Genomic DNA, 17,632 nt, shown 5'->3' with positions numbered 1-17,632 from the left:
GCTTACCTCGCCGATTATTTTGCATACACAGTATTGATTATGACTGTGACGCCAACTATTCTTATTACACTGTATGTAGAATAGTTGATGAACACATAGGTGACTAGCGGCAATTACCTCACCAATCGGACTTGGTCCGACCGATTTCTTCCAGAGATTAGCTCTATTGCCGGCGGCCACCTGTTGAAGCAAGCGCCGGATCTACTGGACATGACCCAGGCCACAGACCTGCTGATGCTGGATGCCAAAGACGTTCGCGTCGCGGCTCGAGTAAGGCGGCCTGGCTTTGCGTCGCGCTACGCGATAGACCTTGAGGAGCAAGACCTGCATCCTTTGCAAGACCTGCGGTGTCGCATGATGCCAAACGGAGGACTGGTGGTTGCTGATATCTGCTTTGAAGATGACGCTCAAATTGACGAGCTGTTTGCGAACCAAAGGTCACACGCGAGAAAGGCTGGGATCGCTAATCGAGCTTGAAGCAGGTTCTGTTCTGGCTCGCCGTTATCGCAACAGAAGCTCCCTATTTGAGAAACTCCGTTTCGCCAAACTGTCCGTTGCCAGCCAGATCGAACTTGCTGAATGGTATACTGCTCTTGCGGCCGCCACCCCTTCAATACTTGCACCTGACAATTCAAGACGCACTCGTGCATCTCGATCACATTTGCATGTTTGTCTAAGGTTCAACAAATGCTCTTCCAATGATGCGGGCGGTCGGACTTCTTTGAACGTCCGCCGTGTGCATCTTTGTCAAGGGGCTACGAATACCGGTGTCTGTCGGGATGACACGTATTTCGGCCTGCTTTGAGTGGATGACTCGCACCTTTCAGCCATGACAGAACAGGACACCCTTGGGTATCGCGCCGCGGAAGCGATTCACCAATTTTGATCGCGTGGCGTGGCGGTTTGGGATCCAATAGTGCGCATTATCCCTCCCCGTCATTGTCAGCCACCACGCCTAACTCGACCGCAATAGGCAGTTTTGATCCACAACTGCTTTTTGTTTCCCAATCGCCCTGCGAGATGAGCCAGCCTAAATGCAAAATACGAATTGGCTACCGCAGAGCAACCGCCCTGATCGACGACCTTGATCAATTTCTGACTTGCACTCCAGAACGAGCCGACCCCGTTATGCAATTTGCCTGCATCAGTCGCGATTGAGGGTGCTGAACGGCTGGTTCACTCAATTCCGCATCGCGGCGGGGGTTGCGCCGAAAATCTTGCGCATCACGACGGTCATATGGGCCTGACTGGAAAAGCCCGCCGTGAAGGCGATCTCAGCGAGTGGGTCTGCTGTGCCAATGATCAGATCACGGGCATATTCCGCACGACGGCGCAAGATGAAGGCGTAGGGGGTCTCGCCGATCATCGACCGGAATATGGCTGAGAAATGCGAGGAAGACAGGCGGGCTGCGTTGGCGAGCTGGGCGATAGAGAGATCGGCCTCACAGAGCCGTGTTTCAATCAGATCGATGGCACGATCAATTTCCTTGCGCCGGGCGGTGCGGCTCCAACGGGTGATTTCATCATCAACATCACCATCGGGGGCGGAGAATCTCGCGATCCCGCGCGCGGCAATCGCAAGCGCAATGGCTTCGACGGTGAGCCGATCGGCCGGCACCTTGGAGCGTGCCGCATGCATCAAATATTGAATAGCGGCGCGCGCCAGATCGGCAGCCACTCTATCCGTCCGATAGCCATGAACATTCTCGCGCCACACCATGGGCGCTTCCGCAACCTCAGTCCATTTATTCAAGGTAGCGTCGTCGACCTCAAGCACGCATCCGGGCAAGGTATTGGTCACGCGTAATCTGATATCGGTGTCAGCCGGAAAAAATCCGATCACTTCGGACTTTGCGACCAAACGATCATAGCGATCGGAATTAAGTGCCATCTCGTGGGGCGTATGGGCTAGATTCACGTCGAAGGTGTTCATGGAAAGACGATGCTTGATGTCACAGGTGCCCGGCGGCAGCAGGAGGAGCCGCATATTCCCCAGATCGGTCTCTTGTGCCATCGGCGGCATCCGGAGATCAGACCTGGCCTTGTGAGCGTTGTTGACCACCATTGACATGCCACATTACCTAAACCGTTTCCGATCATCCTCAATTTGTGCGTCGAGGCGTCCAAGCCACCTGAGCAAATCTCCGCTGAGCTTGACCTGGCCGAGGTGGCGTGCCGTATCCGCCAAATCTCTCAAGCTATGGCGCTGCTCGTCGACCCCTCGTAGAACATGTCCCGGGGTTGTCCCGAACGCTTCAGCGGGTTCGGATAGGGCTGCCAAATCCCGTGCCGTATCGTGCAGCAGCCCGCGCCAGCGACTGAGCCTAGGATCGCGCTGGTCGGGATCGACGCTGGCCAACCGGAAGTAAAGCGCCGACGACAATATAAAAGCGCAGCTGAGTTGTTCATCGAGGTCAGTCTAGGAGGGTGTCGTCATATGGGCCTCTGAGTTGTTGCCAGACTATGACCCGGCTTTCTTTTCCGGGTCTTTCACATTTCCCCGATTGATCACGCGGCTTCGGGAGCGGTCGGCCCCCCACTGCTTTGCATACCTTGATTGGCGCTGCCTGAGCTGAAACAGCGCGCCCCGAAACGCAACAGATGTACCCGGTTAAGTCGTCCACTGGCGCAGGCAAGCACAGCAATCTGTAAGTCTATCGTAGATTGCTGAAAGACCTGTCTGTGCAGCGCCACGATAGTGATTTCGCGATCCCGCATTCTATCTTCAGCGACACAGGATACGTCCATGACCCTCCCGAGCTCCGAACTGACCCCCGACAATTGCGTTTTCCTCATGATCGACCACCAGGTCGGTCTGATGCAGTTTCTGTCCTCGATCGACCCGATGCTTCTGAAGAACAACATCCTTGGTCACGCCAAGACGGCGCAAGCCATGAACATCCCCGTCATCATGGGAACAAGCTGGCCGGACGGCCCGAACGGTCCGACGATGCCGGAACTCAAGGCAATCTTTCCCGATGTCGACGTCATCGACCGGCCGTTCGTCAACTTCTGGAACGACGACGCATCCCGCAAAGCCGTTGAGGCGACAGGACGCAAGAAGCTTGTGATTTCGGGGCTCGCGACGGAGGTCTGCGCCGCATTCCCGGCGATCTCCGCGCTGCGCGATGGTTATGAGGTCTATGTCGTGATCGACGCCTCCGCCGACTTCAATCCGCTCATAACGCAGGTGACAGCGACACGCCTTGCCGCCGCCGGTGCCATTGTCACGACATGGGTGGCCGTCTTGGCCGAGCTGGCGGCGAATACACAAGTCAACGGTCGACATATCGGAAAGCTGCTCAGCGAGCATATGGGGCAGTATCAGGCCGCCATGAACAATTTTCTCGGCACCGCCGCGAATGCCGATGACGTGCGAGAGGCGGTCGGTCTGCACGGACATCCACCGATCCCGATGGCAGCAGAATAGAAACCAATCAAAGCGCCGTGCCCAGGACTGGGCGCGGCGCAGCATTTCCAGCAATATAGAGAGCTTGCACCTCCACCAGATTTTGAGATTATGGCCTTGTCTGAAAACCACTCCGCACAGCTCTCGGATATGCTTCCAAAAAAAAGAGTTTATTTCAGCACACTCATGTTATCCGATAGATAATCCGAAAGCACCTATTGGACATTCGCGAGACTTAGTATGTATTGATCCTACAATGACGATAAATAAATCACGATAAGCGTTGCGACAAGAAAGCGTAAATCAAGGTGTCGCATTACTCTTCATCTCAATTAGTTATCGCCAGAATGATAAATAGGAGCTACTTGCAAAAGCCGATTTTTGCCCGCCCCAGGCCGATACCAAGTTGAGATTGAGCCCCGTTAGGCGTTGAACAGGAAATGCAGGACGTCACCGTCCTTCACCTCATAGCTCTTCCCCTCGGCGCGCATTTTGCCCGCATCCTTGGCGGGTGTTTCACCGCCGAGCGTAACGTAGTCGTCATAGGCGATTGTCTCGGCGCGAATGAAGCCGCGTTCGAAATCGCCATGGATCACACCGGCCGCCTGGGGCGCCAGGGTACCTGCTTTGATGGTCCAGGCGCGCGCCTCTTTTGGGCCGACTGTGAAGTACGTCTGCAAGTCCAACAGCTCATATCCCGCACGGATCAATCGATCCAATCCGGCTTCCTCCAGCCCCAGCTCTTCGAGGAACATCTCGGCCTCGTCAGGTTCAAGCTGGGCGATTTCCTCTTCAATCTTGGCCGAAATCACCACATGGGCCGCGCCCTGCGCCGCGGCCATCTCCGCCACCCGCGCGCTCTGAGCATTCCCCGTTCCGGCATTATCTTCTTCGACATTGCAGACATAAAGGATCGGCTTTGTCGTCAGCAGTTGCAGCATCGACCAAGCCTTCGCATCCTCGGCATCGATTTCAACCGTCCGTGCAGGCTTGCCATCTTCCAAAGCCGCCTTTGCAGCTTCCATCAGGCGCTGTTGCTGCACCGCCTCTTTGTCACCGCCGCGCACTTTGCGGATGATGTTCTGCAACCGCTTCTCAATGCTTTCCAGATCAGCCAGCATCAATTCTGTCTCGATGGTCTCGGCATCGGCCACCGGGTCTACGCGTCCGTCCACATGGGTCACATCACCGTCTTCAAAACAGCGCAGGACGTGGGCAATCGCATCTGTCTCACGGATATTTGCTAAAAACTGGTTACCCAGCCCTTCCCCCTTGCTGGCACCTTTCACCAGGCCCGCAATGTCCACAAAGGTCATTCGCGTTGGGATCACCTGTTTGCTCGCTGCGATTCCCGCAAGCTTTTCCAACCGAAGGTCTGGCACGGCCACATCGCCCACATTGGGTTCAATCGTGCAAAACGGGAAGTTCGCCGCCTGCGCCGCAGCCGTCTTTGTTAGCGCGTTAAACAGGGTCGACTTGCCCACATTCGGCAGGCCCACAATGCCCATTTTGAAACCCATGCCACAGGTCCTTTCCGCCAGAAACCGCCCCCCTCTAAGTCGCGGAGGCTCTCGGGGCAAGGCCCGCCATCAAATCGCCCAAGGGCGACAACCCGCCGGGTCATCCGAACTGAAGGCGAAGGGCCTGAAATGACCGGCTTCTTCTCTGGCCAAAGTTTGTCAGGAGGGCGGCACGGCGCAATTGACTCCCTGCCCGGGCAAGGTAGACCCGCTAGGCACGCATTTTGAACAGCCCCACTATGTCCAGCGAGATCCAATCAAAAGCCACCACGCAGGCAGAGCTTTGGCCTGTCCTCAAGCTGTCCATCCCGCTGATGGTCGGCCTTGGCGCGGCGTTGCTGATCGGGGTCGTGGACACCGCGATGATCTCACCGCTGGGCACCGTCTCGCTGGCTGCGGCGGGGATCACCACCGCCGTCCTGATCATCGTTATCTCCGCGCTTTGGGGCCTGATCACCGTGATCTCGGTTCAGATCTCCCAGGCCGAAGGAGCCGACGACCCGGCCCGCGTCGCCCTCGCCCTGCGTTCTGGCCTGTGGATCTGCGCCATTGGCGGCGGCATCTCGGTATTGGTCATGCTGGCGACTTACCCATTGCTGGGCCCGCTTGGCCAGCCGCCCGAGGTCTTGGCGATCCTGTTGCCATATTGGCTGTCAATGACCGCCTGGCTGTTTCCGTTCATCCTGTTTTTCGGGCTGAAATCCCTCTTCGATGCAGTCGATTGGCCCTGGACGGCGGTGGGCCTGTCCTATCTGGGTGTCGTCGTCAACGTCCCGGCCAACTACGTCTTCATTCACGTCTGGGGCCTTGGAATTCTCGGCGCGGGTCTCGCCTCGATCCTGTCGCAATGCGTCTCGTTGATCGCTGCGATCACTGTCCTTGCCAAGGCTCCCGGTTTGGCTCGGTACCGCCAGGCCGTCACCGTCGCATGGTCCGATATCCGCGCGCAACTGCGCGAAGGTGCGCCGCTCTGCCTGGGCTATGCCGGTGAAGGCGGCGCCTATGCGGTAATCGGGCTTATGATTGGCTGGCTGGGCGCCGAAGCTTTGGCAGCCCACCAGATCGTGAATGCCCTGGCCGGGCTAGCCTATGTGATCCCGCTTGGTATGGCGGGCGCGGTCTCGATCCGGATCGGGCAGGCGGTGGGACGCCGCCGCACCGATCGCTTGCGCCCGATCCTGAAAGCGTCGTTCTGGATGGTCACGGGGTGGCAAGCGCTCGCCGCGGCGGTGTTTGTCTTCGGCGGGCGGGCGCTGGCCGAGACCATGTCGAATGACCCAGCCGTGATTGAATTGGCCGTAATCCTATTCATCATGGTCGCCCTTTTGCAGGTGGCCGACGGTGTGCAGGGCACCGCACTTGGTGCGCTACGAGGCATGTCGGATATGACGACACCCACGATCATCACCCTGATCGCCTATTGGCCCTTGGCCATGCCGGTCGCATTCCTGTTGGGGTTCACGCTCGACCTTGGGGCCGTGGGCATCTGGCTGGGATACACCGTCGGTCTAGTTGTCGCCGCAATCTTGCTGCCGAGGCGTTTTTGGCGCCTGACGGCGGGGTCTGATACTTAACCGCCCGAGCGTGCTTGACGCCGCTCAAAGATCACAATCCAGGCCAGCAGGATGAACATCGGATGCGTCAATCCGCCTGAAAAGAAAAGAGCCAAGATCCAAATCGGCACAAGCAAGATGCCCATGATCGGACGGCCTGCCAGAAAAATCGACAGCGGCGGCAATAGAATGGCGAGTAGGTAATTCATTGGCGTAACATGGGGGCCGAGGCGTCGGATTTCCACATCCTGATCCTTGGGAAGACGCACCATATTTTCCCCCAAGCCATGCGCCGCCCACCGTCGGGGGATTGATTTCCCCCCGCCCTTTCGCCAAACCAACGCGGACGTATGCAAAAGGACCGCCCATGACCCGGATCGACGACACCTTCGCCCGCCTCAAAGCCGAGGGCAAAAAGGCCTTCGTCACCTATATCATGGCGGGCGACCCCGATACCGAAACGGCACTGGAGGTGATGCGCGGCCTACCGGGCGCGGGCGTGGATATCATCGAGCTGGGTCTGCCTTTCACCGATCCGATGGCAGATGGCCCGACCATCCAATTGGCCGGGCAGCGCGCGCTTGATGGCGGCATGACGCTGGACAAGACCTTGCAAATGGCCCGTGCGTTCCGATCTGACGACCAAACCACTCCGATTGTTCTTATGGGTTACTACAACCCGATCTATTCGCGCGGCGTCGATACGTTTCTGGCCCAAGCGAAAGAGGCTGGAATTGATGGATTGATCGTCGTTGATCTGCCGCCCGAGGAAGATGCCGAGCTATGCATTCCGGCGCAAGCCGCCGGGCTGAACTTCATCCGCTTGGCAACGCCCACCACCGACGACACCCGCCTGCCCGCCGTTCTGCAAAACACCTCGGGTTTTGTGTATTATGTCTCAATCACAGGGATTACAGGCGCGGCCGAAGCGCAGGCCAAAGATGTCGCGCCCGAGGTGGCCCGCATCAAGTCCCAAACCGATCTGCCCGTCATCGTGGGTTTCGGGATCAAGACACCTGACGCATCTGAAAGCATCGCCGCCACGGCCGATGGCTGCGTTGTGGGCTCGGCCATTGTGTCGGAAATTGCGTCCGGCAAACCGGTGGATGAAGTGCTGGATTTCGTCGCCACCTTGGCCGCCGGGGCACATCGTGCCTGACATCGAAAGCCCGATGCTGATGTGAGCGCTCCGGGCATTTGGCAAGGAGTATCCAGCTAAAGTCTGGTTGAACCGTGCCCGCATTTCTCCGATTGCATTAGATCAAGGCCACGACGCTTGCCTTAGAATTAGGAGGCGAGAGTGATTCCGACAGTGTGGAGCCAACAAATCCAACACTATGGTGCTCTCGTTTAAAAACCTTATTTTTATTAATAGAGGTCAATATCAACACCGAGAAACTGATGTGTTTATCTTTCGGCAATCACGTTTCGACACCCTTGCGACATCGCGTCCAGGACGGCGTGCGTGATCGCCCGTGGCAGAATGCCAAACCACTGGTATGGATCATTTATGCGCTCCATTCTGATCATCTTGCTTATCCTTGGCGTGTTGCTTCCAAAAAGCGGCGCTCTTTTGGGGCAACTGGCCGGGTTCCGGACCGTCGTCATATGCACGGGTCTTGAGCTCCAGACGATCACGCTTGATGAGAGCGGCACACCCGTCGACACCGAAATCGAAGATCACGCGCCGTGCCTAATGGCCATCCCCTATGCCGCGCCGCGGCTGTCACCCCCTACTTGGATCGCCCTGATCCCCACCGATCCAACGCCATTGCGCCGCTTGGCGATCCTGCCACGCTCTGGTCCATGGATCGGACCACCGCCTGATCGAGGGCCGCCTGTCAGAATCTGATTTGCTGTATTGCCCATCAGATAACGGACAGAAAACATGACAGAACTATCTCTGCCGGGGCCAACGCCCCGCCCATCGGCGCGCGGCAGCGTGCTTTATCGGCTCGTATGGAAATGGCATTTCCTAGCCAGCCTCTACGTGCTTCCCTTTCTGGCTTTCCTCAGCATCACGGGCGGCCTTTACCTCTACAAACCGCAGATCGAAGCATGGCTCTACGCGGATCGCGTCCACGTCACAGCGCCTGCGGGCGCTCAGATGATCGCGCTAGAACAACAGATCGCACTACTCGAAGCGACCCGTATCCGGGGCATCACCCTGAGCGGCGACGGGACCAGTTCTACGATGATAGAGCACGATGATGCGGACGGCGTCCGTTCGATTGCCTGGATCGATCCCTATGTAGGGGAAGTTCTCGCCAGCGTCGCGCGCGACGACATGGCCATGGAAATTCTGCGAAATCTTCACGGAGAATTGCTGCTTGGCGATGTCGGCACGAAATTCGTGGAACTGGCCGCTCACTGGGCCATCGTGATGTTCGTGACCGGTGTAATCCTGTGGTGGCCCCGGGGCGCGCGGCAGCTGACAGACGCAGTCGCCTTGCCCCGCGGCTCTCTGCGGGAGCGATCCTGGTGGCGCGAAACACACCTATTCACGGGGTTTCTGGCGACAGTGTTGATCGTGCCGATCCTGATCACCGGCCTGCCCTGGACCGATGTTTGGGGCGGCGGGCTATCCCAGGTGCAGCAGGCCACGGGACAGGACAGCCGCAGCCTGCGCTTCAGCGGCGATGCCCCCTCCTCCACCGCGTCGGACGGACAGACCATCGCCTATGCCGAAATCGTCGCCATTGCCGAGGCCGAGGGCTTGACCTACCCGCTTGAGATGCGACCGCCACGACGCGATGGCGACGCATTCTGGATCCGCTCTGCCTCGCCCCATCGCTCTGACCAGACCGAATTGGTGATTGACCGCTATTCGGGCGCCCTGCTGGCGCGCGTTGATTTTGCCGACAATCCGCCGGTGGCCCGCGCGGTTTCCTGGGGCATCAGCTTTCATCAGGGCGAGGCCTATGGCTGGCTAAACGTTGCGCAAAACACTCTCGCGGCACTGCTGGGCGTGATCCTATCGATCTCGGGCTTTGTCGCCTGGTGGATGCGCCGCCCCGCAGGGTCACTCGGTGTCCCGAAAGCCCCCGAAGCGCGACTTGGAACTGGCATATTCATGGTGGCCATTGCACTGATGATGCTGTTCCCGCTGATGGGCGGATCCCTGTTGGTGGTCTTGGCGCTTGACCGGCTTGTCTTTCGGCGTCTCGGCTGGTTCCAAACCGCGTGAGATAGCCAGGACTTCAAGAAAAGATCCGGCCGTCCAAGGGCTGGATCTTGGGAACTTATTAACAATTTTTAACGGTTCTTTCGGAGTTGCTTATCCCCGCACCATCCGGATCAGGGTGCTATCTTTGTCAATCAAATGGTGCTTCAACGCGGCTGCGATATGCACAGCCAGTGTCGCGGCGAACAGATAGGCGATGTATTTATGGGCCATCCGAGCTGCGGCGCTGATCGCATCCACACGCTCAAATGCGGGAATCGTCACAATCCCGAAGACATCGGTTGGAATGCCCGAGAACATGCCCATGATCAGGCCCGAAATCGGCATCAGCGCCAAACTGACCAGTAAGACCACGTGGCTAAGATGCGAGGCGCGCGCCTGCCAAGGCGGCATCGTCCCGACAGGCAACGCAAACCCTTGGACCAGACGATAGCCAATCCGCCACACCGCCAAGACCATCACCACAACGCCAACCGCTTTGTGGGTCGCAATCATCGACAGCTTCTCGGGCACCGGCACGCCGCCATAGGCGAGGTAGAAACCGAAGCCCAGCATGGCGACAATCAGCACAGCCAATATCCAATGGTTTAGCCGCGATAACACATCATAAGTGGTCATCGGGATATCCTCCTGGATCGCCACGAACGGCGTCGATCATTCGACTTCGTGTTGGTTGAACATGTCAGCGACGATGCGCCATTCATCCTCGCCATGGCGCTCCATCACGAACAGGTAGGTGCCCGTCGCCGCGACACCGGCCTGCTCGACGTCCAGATCGTAATCCCCGATCATCACGGCCTGGCTTCCGTCATCCGAGACGAAGAAGTGCTCGAAGCTGTGTGAAAAAGCGCCCGCATTCTCGATGATGAAGCCAAATGTCCCGGCGGGCACATCCAAGCCCGCAACGGGCCGCTCGCCAGGCGCGATCCACAGCGGCTCATCGACATACAGCGCCAGAAACGCCTCGAGATCATAGGTTGCCACGATCTCATTAAACCGGTCGTTATAGGCCGTCAGATCCTGCTCAACGGCCTCATCGGCAGCAAATGTCGGGGGGGGGTCAGGGCAGTCGCCAAGGCAATAGCCGAGGCCAAGGAAAACAAGCGCATCGTCTTGTCCTTTCAGTGTAAGTTAAGAAATTTCAGAGGTTTAGTGGGGAGGCCTAGGCTTCGGGGCGCAGGAAGATCACTTCACGCAGCACCTGCCAACGCCCATCGTGATGGATAAGATCGATGCTGAGTGTCAAATCCATGTTCACGCCGCTCAGATCATTCTTGCGCGACAAAAGAACGTGCGCTTTGTCGCCCGCCACATCGATACTGTGATACTTCGCCCAGGTATTCATCGGCGGATCACCGGCATCACGCTTGGACGCGAACAGCCCCTTAAACGTGGCCTTGTCAGCCGTATTCAGATTGTGCGCCGTGTCGATCATCACAACCTGCAGGTCATCGTGATAAATCCGATCCAACACGGCGACATCGTAGGACGTCGCGGTTTGGATCAACTCGTCGATGGCCTGACGGACCTCGATCTCAGGATTGGTATCCAGTGCCATGTCTTTCTCCTTTCAGGCGGCTAGTGTGCCGCGAATGGGGTAGTTGTTTTCGGGATTGCGAATGAAGGTCAGCCCACCAATCATCGTTTTCAGATCGGGCCGGGCAAACGGCGCATTCGAGATATCGACTATCTGAACAGCGCCATCGGCATTGACCACAAACAGGCCAGGTTCCGCGAAGGGCTGATCGGTTTCCTGGGGTGAGCGTGGCTTGGACACATAGAGGCCCAGGCGATGCATATCAGCGAGGCTAAGCCCATATGCCACCGGAAAGGTCGGGCCGACCTCTGCCATGTGATCCCGTGCTTTCCGCTCGGTATCGGCAGAGACCGCGATCACATCGACGCCCAGCCCATGGAATTCCGGCAGCAGGCCGGCGAGTTCCGACAGATACTTGGTGCAAAGCGGGCAATGCTTGCCGCGATAGACAACCACCATCTGCCAATCCCGCCCGTCCTGGGGCTTGCCCAACGTGGCAGTACCACCACTTAGCACCGGCAGTTCGATAGCTGGAAATGCAGCGCCAGCAGAGAGTTTTTCCGAGGTCATGTTTGTCTCCTTGTGATTTTGCATTGAGCGTTATAAAACACCTACAAGAAAGCCCGTCAAGGATTTTGTAATGAACGTCACAAAAAAAGTTGGCCGCCCAAAAAAGTTTGACCGCGATCAGGCGCTGCTTAACGCGGTTGGCGTGTTCTGGACCCATGGCTATGAAGGCGCGTCGATGAAGCTTCTGACTGAGGCGATGGGGATCAACAGCCCCAGCCTCTATGCCGAATTTGGCGATAAGCATGGCCTCTATCTTGAGGCGATCGCCCGCTACGCCCAGGATGACGGCTGTGCGCCCCTCGTCGCGCTGGAAACCGAACCTGACATTGCCAAGGCCGTCCGCGCCTTTTTTGAAGAGGCCATTGAATATTCAACGGATCATGAAAGTGGCGCGCGGGGGTGCTTCCTGGCATCGTGCGTGGCAACAAGCGCGGGCCATGTCGAGGGCGCCGACACCTTGTTGCGGGAGGCGATTGAAACGACGGATGTCCGCATCGCCGCGCGCTTCGACCTGGAAAAGGCAAGGGGCACCCTACCCAAGGACTTCCCGTCAGAGGCACGGGCTCGGATGCTGTTCGATCTTCGTCAAGGTCTGGTCCTTCGGGCCCGCGCCGGATTTGGCGCCTCGAATTTAGCTGCCAATATAGACCAGGGTGTTGCTGCCGTCGTGCACACAGACAACCCCTAGCCGATAAGGTGCAAATCCGAGGCGCCGCGCCACCACCCGCGACTGCTTCTCTCAGCCATACCGCATCCCAACCGTGCGATTGAGAGTAGCGAAGACGCATCTTTACCAAGTATCAAACCCGAGTCCCGGTTTTGCCGCCTTTGGCGCTGATCCGGGCTCTACTTCGGCGATTGTTCAGTTGGCTTTGTTGCGCAGGATTCATATGTGCCACGGCCCGACCTTCTGTTGCGTCCGGGTACAAACCACCGCGCGCTGACCCGGCTCGCTGTAACTGGCAAAGTCATCAAACCACCGCATGGACAGCCCAGCTAAGTATTGGTAAAAAAATCTGACCAGCCAGAAGGACATGCCAATGCCCCCCATCACCGAAATCGCGGATCTCAAGCGCCTGTACAAACGGCGCGTGCCAAAGATGTTCTATGATTACGCGGAAACTGGTAGCTGGACGCAACAGACCTTCCATGAAAATACCAGCGATTTCAGCCTTATACGCCTACGTCAACGCATCGCGCGGGATATGGCGGGCCGCTCGACCGCGGCGCAAATGGTGGGCCAGGACGTTTCGATGCCGGTCGCGCTGGCACCTGTTGGGCTGACCGGGATGCAAGCCGCCGATGGCGAGATCAAAGCAGCCCGCGCGGCAGAGCGGTTCGGCGTCCCCTTCACGCTGAGCACGATGTCGATCTGTTCCATCGAGGATGTCGCCGCGCACACACAAAAGCCCTTCTGGTTCCAAGTTTACACGTTGAAAGACGATGAGTTCATGAAGCGCCTGTTTGCCCGCGCGAAAGATGCCAAATGCTCGGCTCTGGTGATCACCGTCGATCTGCAAATCATGGGGCAACGGCACAAGGATATCAAAAACGGTCTTTCCGCTCCGCCGAAACTGACCGCCGCCTCCATCGCCAACCTGGCGACGAAAGTGCCCTGGGGCCTGGAAATGCTGGGCACAAAGCGGCGCTTCTTCGGTAACATCGTTGGACATGCCGCCGGCGTCACCGACCCCGGCTCGCTTAGTTCCTGGACCGCTGAGGCCTTCGATCCCAGTCTGAATTGGGACCGGATCAAGGAATTCCGGTCCTGGTGGGACGGCCCCGTCATCCTGAAAGGCATCCTGGACGAAGAAGATGCGAAGCAGGCGCTGAACGTGGGGGCTGATGCGATTGTCGTGTCCAACCATGGTGGGCGTCAGCTGGATGGCGCGCTCAGCTCAATCCGAATGTTGCCGCGGATCATGGATGCGGTGGGCGATAAGATCGAAGTGCATCTCGATAGCGGCATCCGCTCAGGCCAGGACGTTTTGAAGGCACTGGCTCTGGGCGCCAAGGGCACGATGATCGGACGCGCCTTCGTGTACGGGCTGGGCGCACGCGGCCAGCAGGGCGTGACCGAGGCGTTGCAGGTCATCCATAAGGAGCTCGACACCTCCATGGCGCTGTGCGGCGAACGCAACGTGGCCGATTTGGGACGCCATAACCTGCTGTTGCCAAAAGGATTTGAGGACGAGTGGGTGTAGCGGGCTAGCGACGCTCCAAAGCGGCAACCATGAACGGAGAGGCCAGTGCCAAAACGGCTACAACACCGAAGGCCACCCGCAATCCAAACGCATCAGAAACCTGGCCCATGATCAGGGGGGCCAGAATGAATGCCGCAAAGCCGATCACATTCACCCGGGCCACCGCCGTGGCCCGGTGCGCCCGAGGGACCAATCGCCCAACCAACGCCAAAGCCAAGGGCCCCACCACGGAGACGCCCAATCCCATAAGGCCAAAACCCAGATAGGCCACCGATGGCAGCGACGCTATGGCGGCGATGGCCGCGCCGACAAACGCGATCCCGCTGCCCCAGGCGATGATACTGCGATCGGTCACTCGCCCCGCCAACGCCTGCCCCGACAAACGCCCAACGGCCATGGTGATCCCCAGGATCGCAGGCGCAAATGCACCCTCCGCCGCATTTCCGCCAAGCGTGCGCTCGATATGCAAGGCCGACCACGACTCGACGACCGCTTCGACGAAAAAGGCAGTCAGGACGATCCCACCACACAGCCACACCACTGCCGCGGGCAAATGGACGCTGCGATGCTCTTCCTCATCCACATGGGTCACGGCCATCCGCATGAAGAAGGCCGCCACAATCACCAGGGCAGAGAGGAACGCGAATATAGGCAATGGCGGCACCCCAGCCTCGCGTGCGAAGCCCGTCGCGATAGCGCTGATCGCATAGGCGACCGAAAACATGCCGTGATTAGCGTTCATCAAGGGCCGTCCCGTGCTCGCCTCAAGCTCGGACACACGGGCATTCGAAACGATATCCAGAACACCCGAGGTCAGGCCAAGGCCAAGCATTGCCAAGAAAAACCAAAGCGCGCTCGAAGCGATCCCTGGGATCAGATAGGCCATCGCCAAGGCTGCAGCCGAAAGCGGCAGCGACAGGTCTCGTAACCGGCGGTCAAGAACCGGTGCCAGCCACATAGTCGCAATCAGGCCCAAGGGGCTGCCCAACAGCACCAGACCGAACAGCGCATCATCGGCGCCGATATGCTCTTTCAACACCGGGACTTGCGCCGCGAAGCTGCCCCAAAGCACCCCCATAGCCATAAAGCCAAGGACCGGGCGGCGAGAGATGGAGAGGGCGGGTAAGATACTCATGGCGCCGAGCGCTACACGAAGCCACGCCGCCCGCAAGAGGGGTCTTTTCAAACGCGCCGCGCTCGCCTATACGCGCGACTTCCGCGGTGCAGAGAGTGTCCGCGGGAATCGTTCACGCGCCGACACCCTTGGAGGCGGCGCACATCTAGGAGAATTAGCTATGGCCGGTGAGATTCCTGATCTTATCGCCGAGGCACGGACGGGGACAGGCAAGGGGGCCGCTCGTCAAGCACGCCGTGAAGGCAAAGTGCCCGGTATCGTTTATGGTGGTGGGGCGGACCCACTACCGATCCAGATCCCCTTTAACGTCCTGCTGAAAAGCCTCAAGAACGGTCGCTTCCTGTCGACATTGTTCAATATGAAGGTCGACGGCCAGGAAGACGTTCGCGTGATCTGTCGCAACGTGCAGCGTGATGTCGTCAAAGACCTGCCCACGCATGTCGATTTCATGCGCCTGCGCCGCACTTCGAAGGTGAGCCTGTTCATCCCCGTTGAGGTCGTTGGCGAAGAAACCTGCCCCGGCATCAAAAAGGGTGGCGTCCTGACCATGGTGCGCCCCGAGGTTGAACTGCGCGTGACCGCCGGTGATATCCCCGAGCAGATCACCATCAATCTGGACGGGCTGGAAATCGGCGACACCGTCACGATCAGTTCGGTTGATCTGCCCTCTGGCGCCAAAGCGACGATCGACCGCGACTTCGTGATCGCCAATATCACCGCGCCGTCCGGCCTGGTGAGCGCCGAGAACGAAGCGGCTGAGGACGCGGCGGAAGAAACCGCTGAAGAGGCCCCCGCCGAGGAATAGGCCCCTTAGCGATCACAGACAAAAGGCGCCGTCCGCATCGCGGGCGGCGCTTTTCTTTGCGCAGCTTCCGGGTCGCGGGATACCGCGCGATGGGCAGGATAAAGGGCATTCCAATACAGTACGGAGATCCTGTTATGACCTACATCGTCCGCGGCCTGCCCGCCGCCAGTTTCACCCATTTGTTCGGCCTTCCCGATGACGAGCTGGCGCAACACCGGACCAAACGCGTGGTCGCCGATGCGCCAAACAGCTATCCGGACCGGATCGGCTTACGCGATGCCGAACCTGGCGAGGTGTTGTTACTGCTGAACTACACGCATCAATCCACGACCTCCCCCTACCACGCCAGCCATGCGATCTACGTCCGTGAGGGTGCCTCTGAAACCGGTGAGGCGTTCGACAAAGTGCCTGAGGTTATGACCCGACGCCTGCTATCACTGCGCGGATTTGATCAGAACGATATGATCGTCAGCGCAAAAGTGGTCCCAGGGGCCGAGGCCGATCCGGTGATCCGCGAAATGTTGCGCGACCCGGACATCCGCTACATCCACGCCCACAACGCCGCCGAGGGCTGCTATCACGGCCTGATTGAGCGCTCTGGCTAGGTGGCGACGCCCAAATCGAACGAACCCGGCGCGATCAGGGTTTTTCCGGCGCTCATCGCCTGCTCATAGGCGGCGGGCGCCGCGGACGCCTCATCGAGTGGAACAACCTGCGCGATCCGGGTTTCTGCAAAACCGCCCTGAAGACCTTGCGCCACTTGCCGCGTCAACCAGATCATCTCAGGTGCGGTTTTGCGGCTAAGCCATTTCGACAGCCAGAAGCCCCGCACCCGCGCCTGTTTGAAGATCAACGTACCCGGGTTCAGCGCCGCCGCTTTCCCCGCAAGTCCACCATAGACCAAGATATCACTCTCGCTGCGCAGCGCCTCGGCCAGGCGATAGGTCATCTGACCGCCAACGGCATCAAACGCCATCCGGCACCGCAACTCTTTGCATAAGGCGGCCAGGTCCGCGTCAAAATCAGCCGCGGTTTCGTCGAGCACATAGCGCGCGCCTTCAGCCCGCAACGTCTCCACCTGCTCAGCCTTCCGCACGATGTTGATGAGTTTCACACCCTTTTCCTTAGCGCGCCGCCGGATCATGCCGCCCAAAGCGCCACCCGAAGCGGTCGATACCGCGGCCCATTGGCCCGCCCGGCGCACCTCGCCAACCAAAGCGATGGCGGTCAGCGGGTTGACGAAACTACAGGCCGCAATGCCCAGCGGTGTCCCGGCAAGCAACGGAACCACCCGTTTCGCTGAGACCGCCGCATATTCCGCCCACAGCCCCTGCCCCTCCGCCGCAAGCGACACCCGCTTGCCGCGCATGAACCGTGCCAACATGCCCCCGCCATCGGCCACGACCTGTCCCGACCCCTCCAGCCCCGGCACCAACGGATAGGGCCAGCGCAAGCCGTATTCCCCGCGCAGCATCGCCAAATCCGACGGGTTGATCGGCGAGGCTGCGACCTGCACCAGCACTTGCCCGGGTCCTGGCTTGGGCAGAGGCATCTCTTGCACCTCCAGCGTTTTGCCAGGCCCGGTCAGGACCAATGCGCGCATTGATTTTGGAAGATCAGACATGTTTGCTAGCCTTTCCCGTGACGATGCCCGAAACCTGCCATGCTCGCCGGTGCCTTGGCAAACGGCCACGTGACGCCTATCACCGGGACGC

General features: G+C 59.0%; 19 protein-coding genes. 10 read left to right on the top strand and 9 right to left on the bottom strand.

The genetic code is table 11. The features are described from left to right. The first annotated feature begins 210 nt into the window (after window positions 1–210). Entirely contained in the window at window positions 211–477 is a 267-nt protein-coding gene (locus tag V8J82_RS11235; protein ID WP_339975299.1) for a hypothetical protein, read from the top strand. A gap of 703 nt (window positions 478–1,180) precedes the next feature. On the opposite strand, the gene V8J82_RS11230 is transcribed toward V8J82_RS11235, so the two are convergent. Beyond that, the gene (locus V8J82_RS11230; protein ID WP_339975297.1) at window positions 1,181–2,014 is read right to left on the bottom strand and encodes a helix-turn-helix domain-containing protein; all 834 of its coding nucleotides are present in this window, start codon (window positions 2,012–2,014) and stop codon (window positions 1,181–1,183) included. Between the two features lie 732 nt (window positions 2,015–2,746). Here V8J82_RS11230 and V8J82_RS11225 point away from each other — a divergent pair. Beyond that, window positions 2,747–3,430, top strand: a complete 684-nt coding sequence (locus V8J82_RS11225) for an isochorismatase family protein (protein WP_339975295.1) — start codon at window positions 2,747–2,749, stop codon at window positions 3,428–3,430. Between the two features lie 401 nt (window positions 3,431–3,831). Here the strand turns inward: V8J82_RS11225 and ychF are convergent, their stop codons facing one another. Beyond that, the gene (ychF, locus tag V8J82_RS11220; RefSeq protein WP_339975292.1) at window positions 3,832–4,929 is read right to left on the bottom strand and encodes a redox-regulated ATPase YchF; all 1,098 of its coding nucleotides are present in this window, start codon (window positions 4,927–4,929) and stop codon (window positions 3,832–3,834) included. 239 nt (window positions 4,930–5,168) lie between these two features. Between ychF and V8J82_RS11215 the strand changes: the two genes are divergently transcribed. Beyond that, on the top strand, window positions 5,169–6,503 hold the full coding sequence (locus tag V8J82_RS11215) for an MATE family efflux transporter (protein WP_339975290.1): 1,335 nt from the start codon (window positions 5,169–5,171) through the stop codon (window positions 6,501–6,503). Here the strand turns inward: V8J82_RS11215 and V8J82_RS11210 are convergent. Continuing rightward, window positions 6,500–6,754 (bottom strand): hypothetical protein, encoded by a 255-nt coding sequence (locus V8J82_RS11210; RefSeq protein WP_439650056.1) that lies wholly within the window; start codon window positions 6,752–6,754, stop codon window positions 6,500–6,502. The two genes, V8J82_RS11215 and V8J82_RS11210, sit on opposite strands and share 4 nt — an antisense overlap. 95 nt (window positions 6,755–6,849) lie before the next feature. Between V8J82_RS11210 and trpA the strand changes: the two genes are divergently transcribed. From trpA to V8J82_RS11195, 3 genes are all read left to right on the top strand, one after another. Beyond that, window positions 6,850–7,641 carry a tryptophan synthase subunit alpha gene (gene trpA / locus V8J82_RS11205; RefSeq protein ID WP_339975288.1) on the top strand — a complete coding sequence of 264 codons (792 nt, stop codon included), beginning with the start codon at window positions 6,850–6,852 and terminating at the stop codon, window positions 7,639–7,641. Window positions 7,642–7,992: 351 nt separating this feature from the next. Continuing rightward, window positions 7,993–8,334 carry a hypothetical protein gene (locus V8J82_RS11200; protein WP_339975286.1) on the top strand — a complete coding sequence of 114 codons (342 nt, stop codon included), beginning with the start codon at window positions 7,993–7,995 and terminating at the stop codon, window positions 8,332–8,334. A gap of 36 nt (window positions 8,335–8,370) precedes the next feature. Next, entirely contained in the window at window positions 8,371–9,669 is a 1,299-nt protein-coding gene (locus V8J82_RS11195; protein ID WP_339975284.1) for a PepSY-associated TM helix domain-containing protein, read from the top strand. 90 nt (window positions 9,670–9,759) lie between these two features. On the opposite strand, the gene V8J82_RS11190 is transcribed toward V8J82_RS11195, so the two are convergent. From V8J82_RS11190 to V8J82_RS11175, 4 genes are all read right to left on the bottom strand, one after another. Then, complete coding sequence (locus V8J82_RS11190) at window positions 9,760–10,284, bottom strand: cytochrome b (protein ID WP_339975282.1); 525 nt, start codon at window positions 10,282–10,284, stop codon at window positions 9,760–9,762. Window positions 10,285–10,320: 36 nt separating this feature from the next. Next, window positions 10,321–10,683, bottom strand: a complete 363-nt coding sequence (locus V8J82_RS11185; protein ID WP_339976030.1) for a YybH family protein — start codon at window positions 10,681–10,683, stop codon at window positions 10,321–10,323. A 145-nt stretch (window positions 10,684–10,828) separates the two neighbouring features. Then, window positions 10,829–11,224, bottom strand: coding sequence for a nuclear transport factor 2 family protein (locus tag V8J82_RS11180; RefSeq protein ID WP_339975280.1), 396 nt, complete (start codon window positions 11,222–11,224; stop codon window positions 10,829–10,831). 12 nt (window positions 11,225–11,236) lie between these two features. Then, the gene (locus V8J82_RS11175) at window positions 11,237–11,773 is read right to left on the bottom strand and encodes a peroxiredoxin-like family protein (RefSeq protein WP_339975278.1); all 537 of its coding nucleotides are present in this window, start codon (window positions 11,771–11,773) and stop codon (window positions 11,237–11,239) included. 70 nt (window positions 11,774–11,843) lie between these two features. On the opposite strand from V8J82_RS11175, the gene V8J82_RS11170 reads away from it, so the two are divergent. Together V8J82_RS11170 and V8J82_RS11165 are read left to right on the top strand one after the other, a co-directional pair. Then, window positions 11,844–12,461 carry a TetR/AcrR family transcriptional regulator gene (locus tag V8J82_RS11170; RefSeq protein WP_339975276.1) on the top strand — a complete coding sequence of 206 codons (618 nt, stop codon included), beginning with the start codon at window positions 11,844–11,846 and terminating at the stop codon, window positions 12,459–12,461. A gap of 352 nt (window positions 12,462–12,813) precedes the next feature. Continuing rightward, window positions 12,814–13,977 carry an alpha-hydroxy acid oxidase gene (locus V8J82_RS11165; RefSeq protein ID WP_339975274.1) on the top strand — a complete coding sequence of 388 codons (1,164 nt, stop codon included), beginning with the start codon at window positions 12,814–12,816 and terminating at the stop codon, window positions 13,975–13,977. A gap of 4 nt (window positions 13,978–13,981) precedes the next feature. On the opposite strand, the gene V8J82_RS11160 is transcribed toward V8J82_RS11165, so the two are convergent. Continuing rightward, window positions 13,982–15,112, bottom strand: coding sequence for an MFS transporter (locus V8J82_RS11160; protein WP_339975272.1), 1,131 nt, complete (start codon window positions 15,110–15,112; stop codon window positions 13,982–13,984). 160 nt (window positions 15,113–15,272) lie between these two features. Here V8J82_RS11160 and V8J82_RS11155 point away from each other — a divergent pair, with 160 nt between their 5' ends. Then, on the top strand, window positions 15,273–15,917 hold the full coding sequence (locus V8J82_RS11155) for a 50S ribosomal protein L25/general stress protein Ctc (RefSeq protein WP_339975270.1): 645 nt from the start codon (window positions 15,273–15,275) through the stop codon (window positions 15,915–15,917). A gap of 134 nt (window positions 15,918–16,051) precedes the next feature. After that, window positions 16,052–16,522, top strand: a complete 471-nt coding sequence (locus tag V8J82_RS11150) for a DUF1203 domain-containing protein (RefSeq protein ID WP_339975268.1) — start codon at window positions 16,052–16,054, stop codon at window positions 16,520–16,522. On the opposite strand, the gene V8J82_RS11145 is transcribed toward V8J82_RS11150, so the two are convergent. Then, window positions 16,519–17,541 (bottom strand): alcohol dehydrogenase catalytic domain-containing protein, encoded by a 1,023-nt coding sequence (locus V8J82_RS11145; protein ID WP_339975266.1) that lies wholly within the window; start codon window positions 17,539–17,541, stop codon window positions 16,519–16,521. The two genes, V8J82_RS11150 and V8J82_RS11145, sit on opposite strands and share 4 nt — an antisense overlap. Window positions 17,542–17,632 lie beyond the last annotated feature (91 nt).

Source organism: Gymnodinialimonas mytili, from assembly GCF_037544085.1.
Taxonomy (GTDB): Bacteria; Pseudomonadota; Alphaproteobacteria; order Rhodobacterales; family Rhodobacteraceae; genus Gymnodinialimonas; species Gymnodinialimonas mytili.
The sequence above is the reverse complement of the archived record's forward strand: the minus strand, read 5'-3'. Positions and strand labels throughout refer to the sequence as shown.

What these genes read in the sequence shown, in the direction of transcription:
- V8J82_RS11235 (WP_339975299.1), top strand. Translation starts at nt 211, where the DNA reads ATGACCCAGGCCACAGACCTGCTGATGCTGGATGCCAAAGACGTTCGC.
- V8J82_RS11230 (WP_339975297.1), bottom strand. Translation starts at nt 2,014, where the DNA reads ATGGCACAAGAGACCGATCTGGGGAATATGCGGCTCCTCCTGCTGCCG.
- V8J82_RS11225 (WP_339975295.1), top strand. Translation starts at nt 2,747, where the DNA reads ATGACCCTCCCGAGCTCCGAACTGACCCCCGACAATTGCGTTTTCCTC.
- ychF (WP_339975292.1), bottom strand. Translation starts at nt 4,929, where the DNA reads ATGGGTTTCAAAATGGGCATTGTGGGCCTGCCGAATGTGGGCAAGTCG.
- V8J82_RS11215 (WP_339975290.1), top strand. Translation starts at nt 5,169, where the DNA reads ATGTCCAGCGAGATCCAATCAAAAGCCACCACGCAGGCAGAGCTTTGG.
- V8J82_RS11210 (WP_439650056.1), bottom strand. Translation starts at nt 6,754, where the DNA reads ATGGTGCGTCTTCCCAAGGATCAGGATGTGGAAATCCGACGCCTCGGC.
- trpA (WP_339975288.1), top strand. Translation starts at nt 6,850, where the DNA reads ATGACCCGGATCGACGACACCTTCGCCCGCCTCAAAGCCGAGGGCAAA.
- V8J82_RS11200 (WP_339975286.1), top strand. Translation starts at nt 7,993, where the DNA reads ATGCGCTCCATTCTGATCATCTTGCTTATCCTTGGCGTGTTGCTTCCA.
- V8J82_RS11195 (WP_339975284.1), top strand. Translation starts at nt 8,371, where the DNA reads ATGACAGAACTATCTCTGCCGGGGCCAACGCCCCGCCCATCGGCGCGC.
- V8J82_RS11190 (WP_339975282.1), bottom strand. Translation starts at nt 10,284, where the DNA reads ATGACCACTTATGATGTGTTATCGCGGCTAAACCATTGGATATTGGCT.
- V8J82_RS11180 (WP_339975280.1), bottom strand. Translation starts at nt 11,224, where the DNA reads ATGGCACTGGATACCAATCCTGAGATCGAGGTCCGTCAGGCCATCGAC.
- V8J82_RS11175 (WP_339975278.1), bottom strand. Translation starts at nt 11,773, where the DNA reads ATGACCTCGGAAAAACTCTCTGCTGGCGCTGCATTTCCAGCTATCGAA.
- V8J82_RS11170 (WP_339975276.1), top strand. Translation starts at nt 11,844, where the DNA reads ATGAACGTCACAAAAAAAGTTGGCCGCCCAAAAAAGTTTGACCGCGAT.
- V8J82_RS11165 (WP_339975274.1), top strand. Translation starts at nt 12,814, where the DNA reads ATGCCCCCCATCACCGAAATCGCGGATCTCAAGCGCCTGTACAAACGG.
- V8J82_RS11160 (WP_339975272.1), bottom strand. Translation starts at nt 15,112, where the DNA reads ATGAGTATCTTACCCGCCCTCTCCATCTCTCGCCGCCCGGTCCTTGGC.
- V8J82_RS11155 (WP_339975270.1), top strand. Translation starts at nt 15,273, where the DNA reads ATGGCCGGTGAGATTCCTGATCTTATCGCCGAGGCACGGACGGGGACA.
- V8J82_RS11150 (WP_339975268.1), top strand. Translation starts at nt 16,052, where the DNA reads ATGACCTACATCGTCCGCGGCCTGCCCGCCGCCAGTTTCACCCATTTG.
- V8J82_RS11145 (WP_339975266.1), bottom strand. Translation starts at nt 17,541, where the DNA reads ATGTCTGATCTTCCAAAATCAATGCGCGCATTGGTCCTGACCGGGCCT.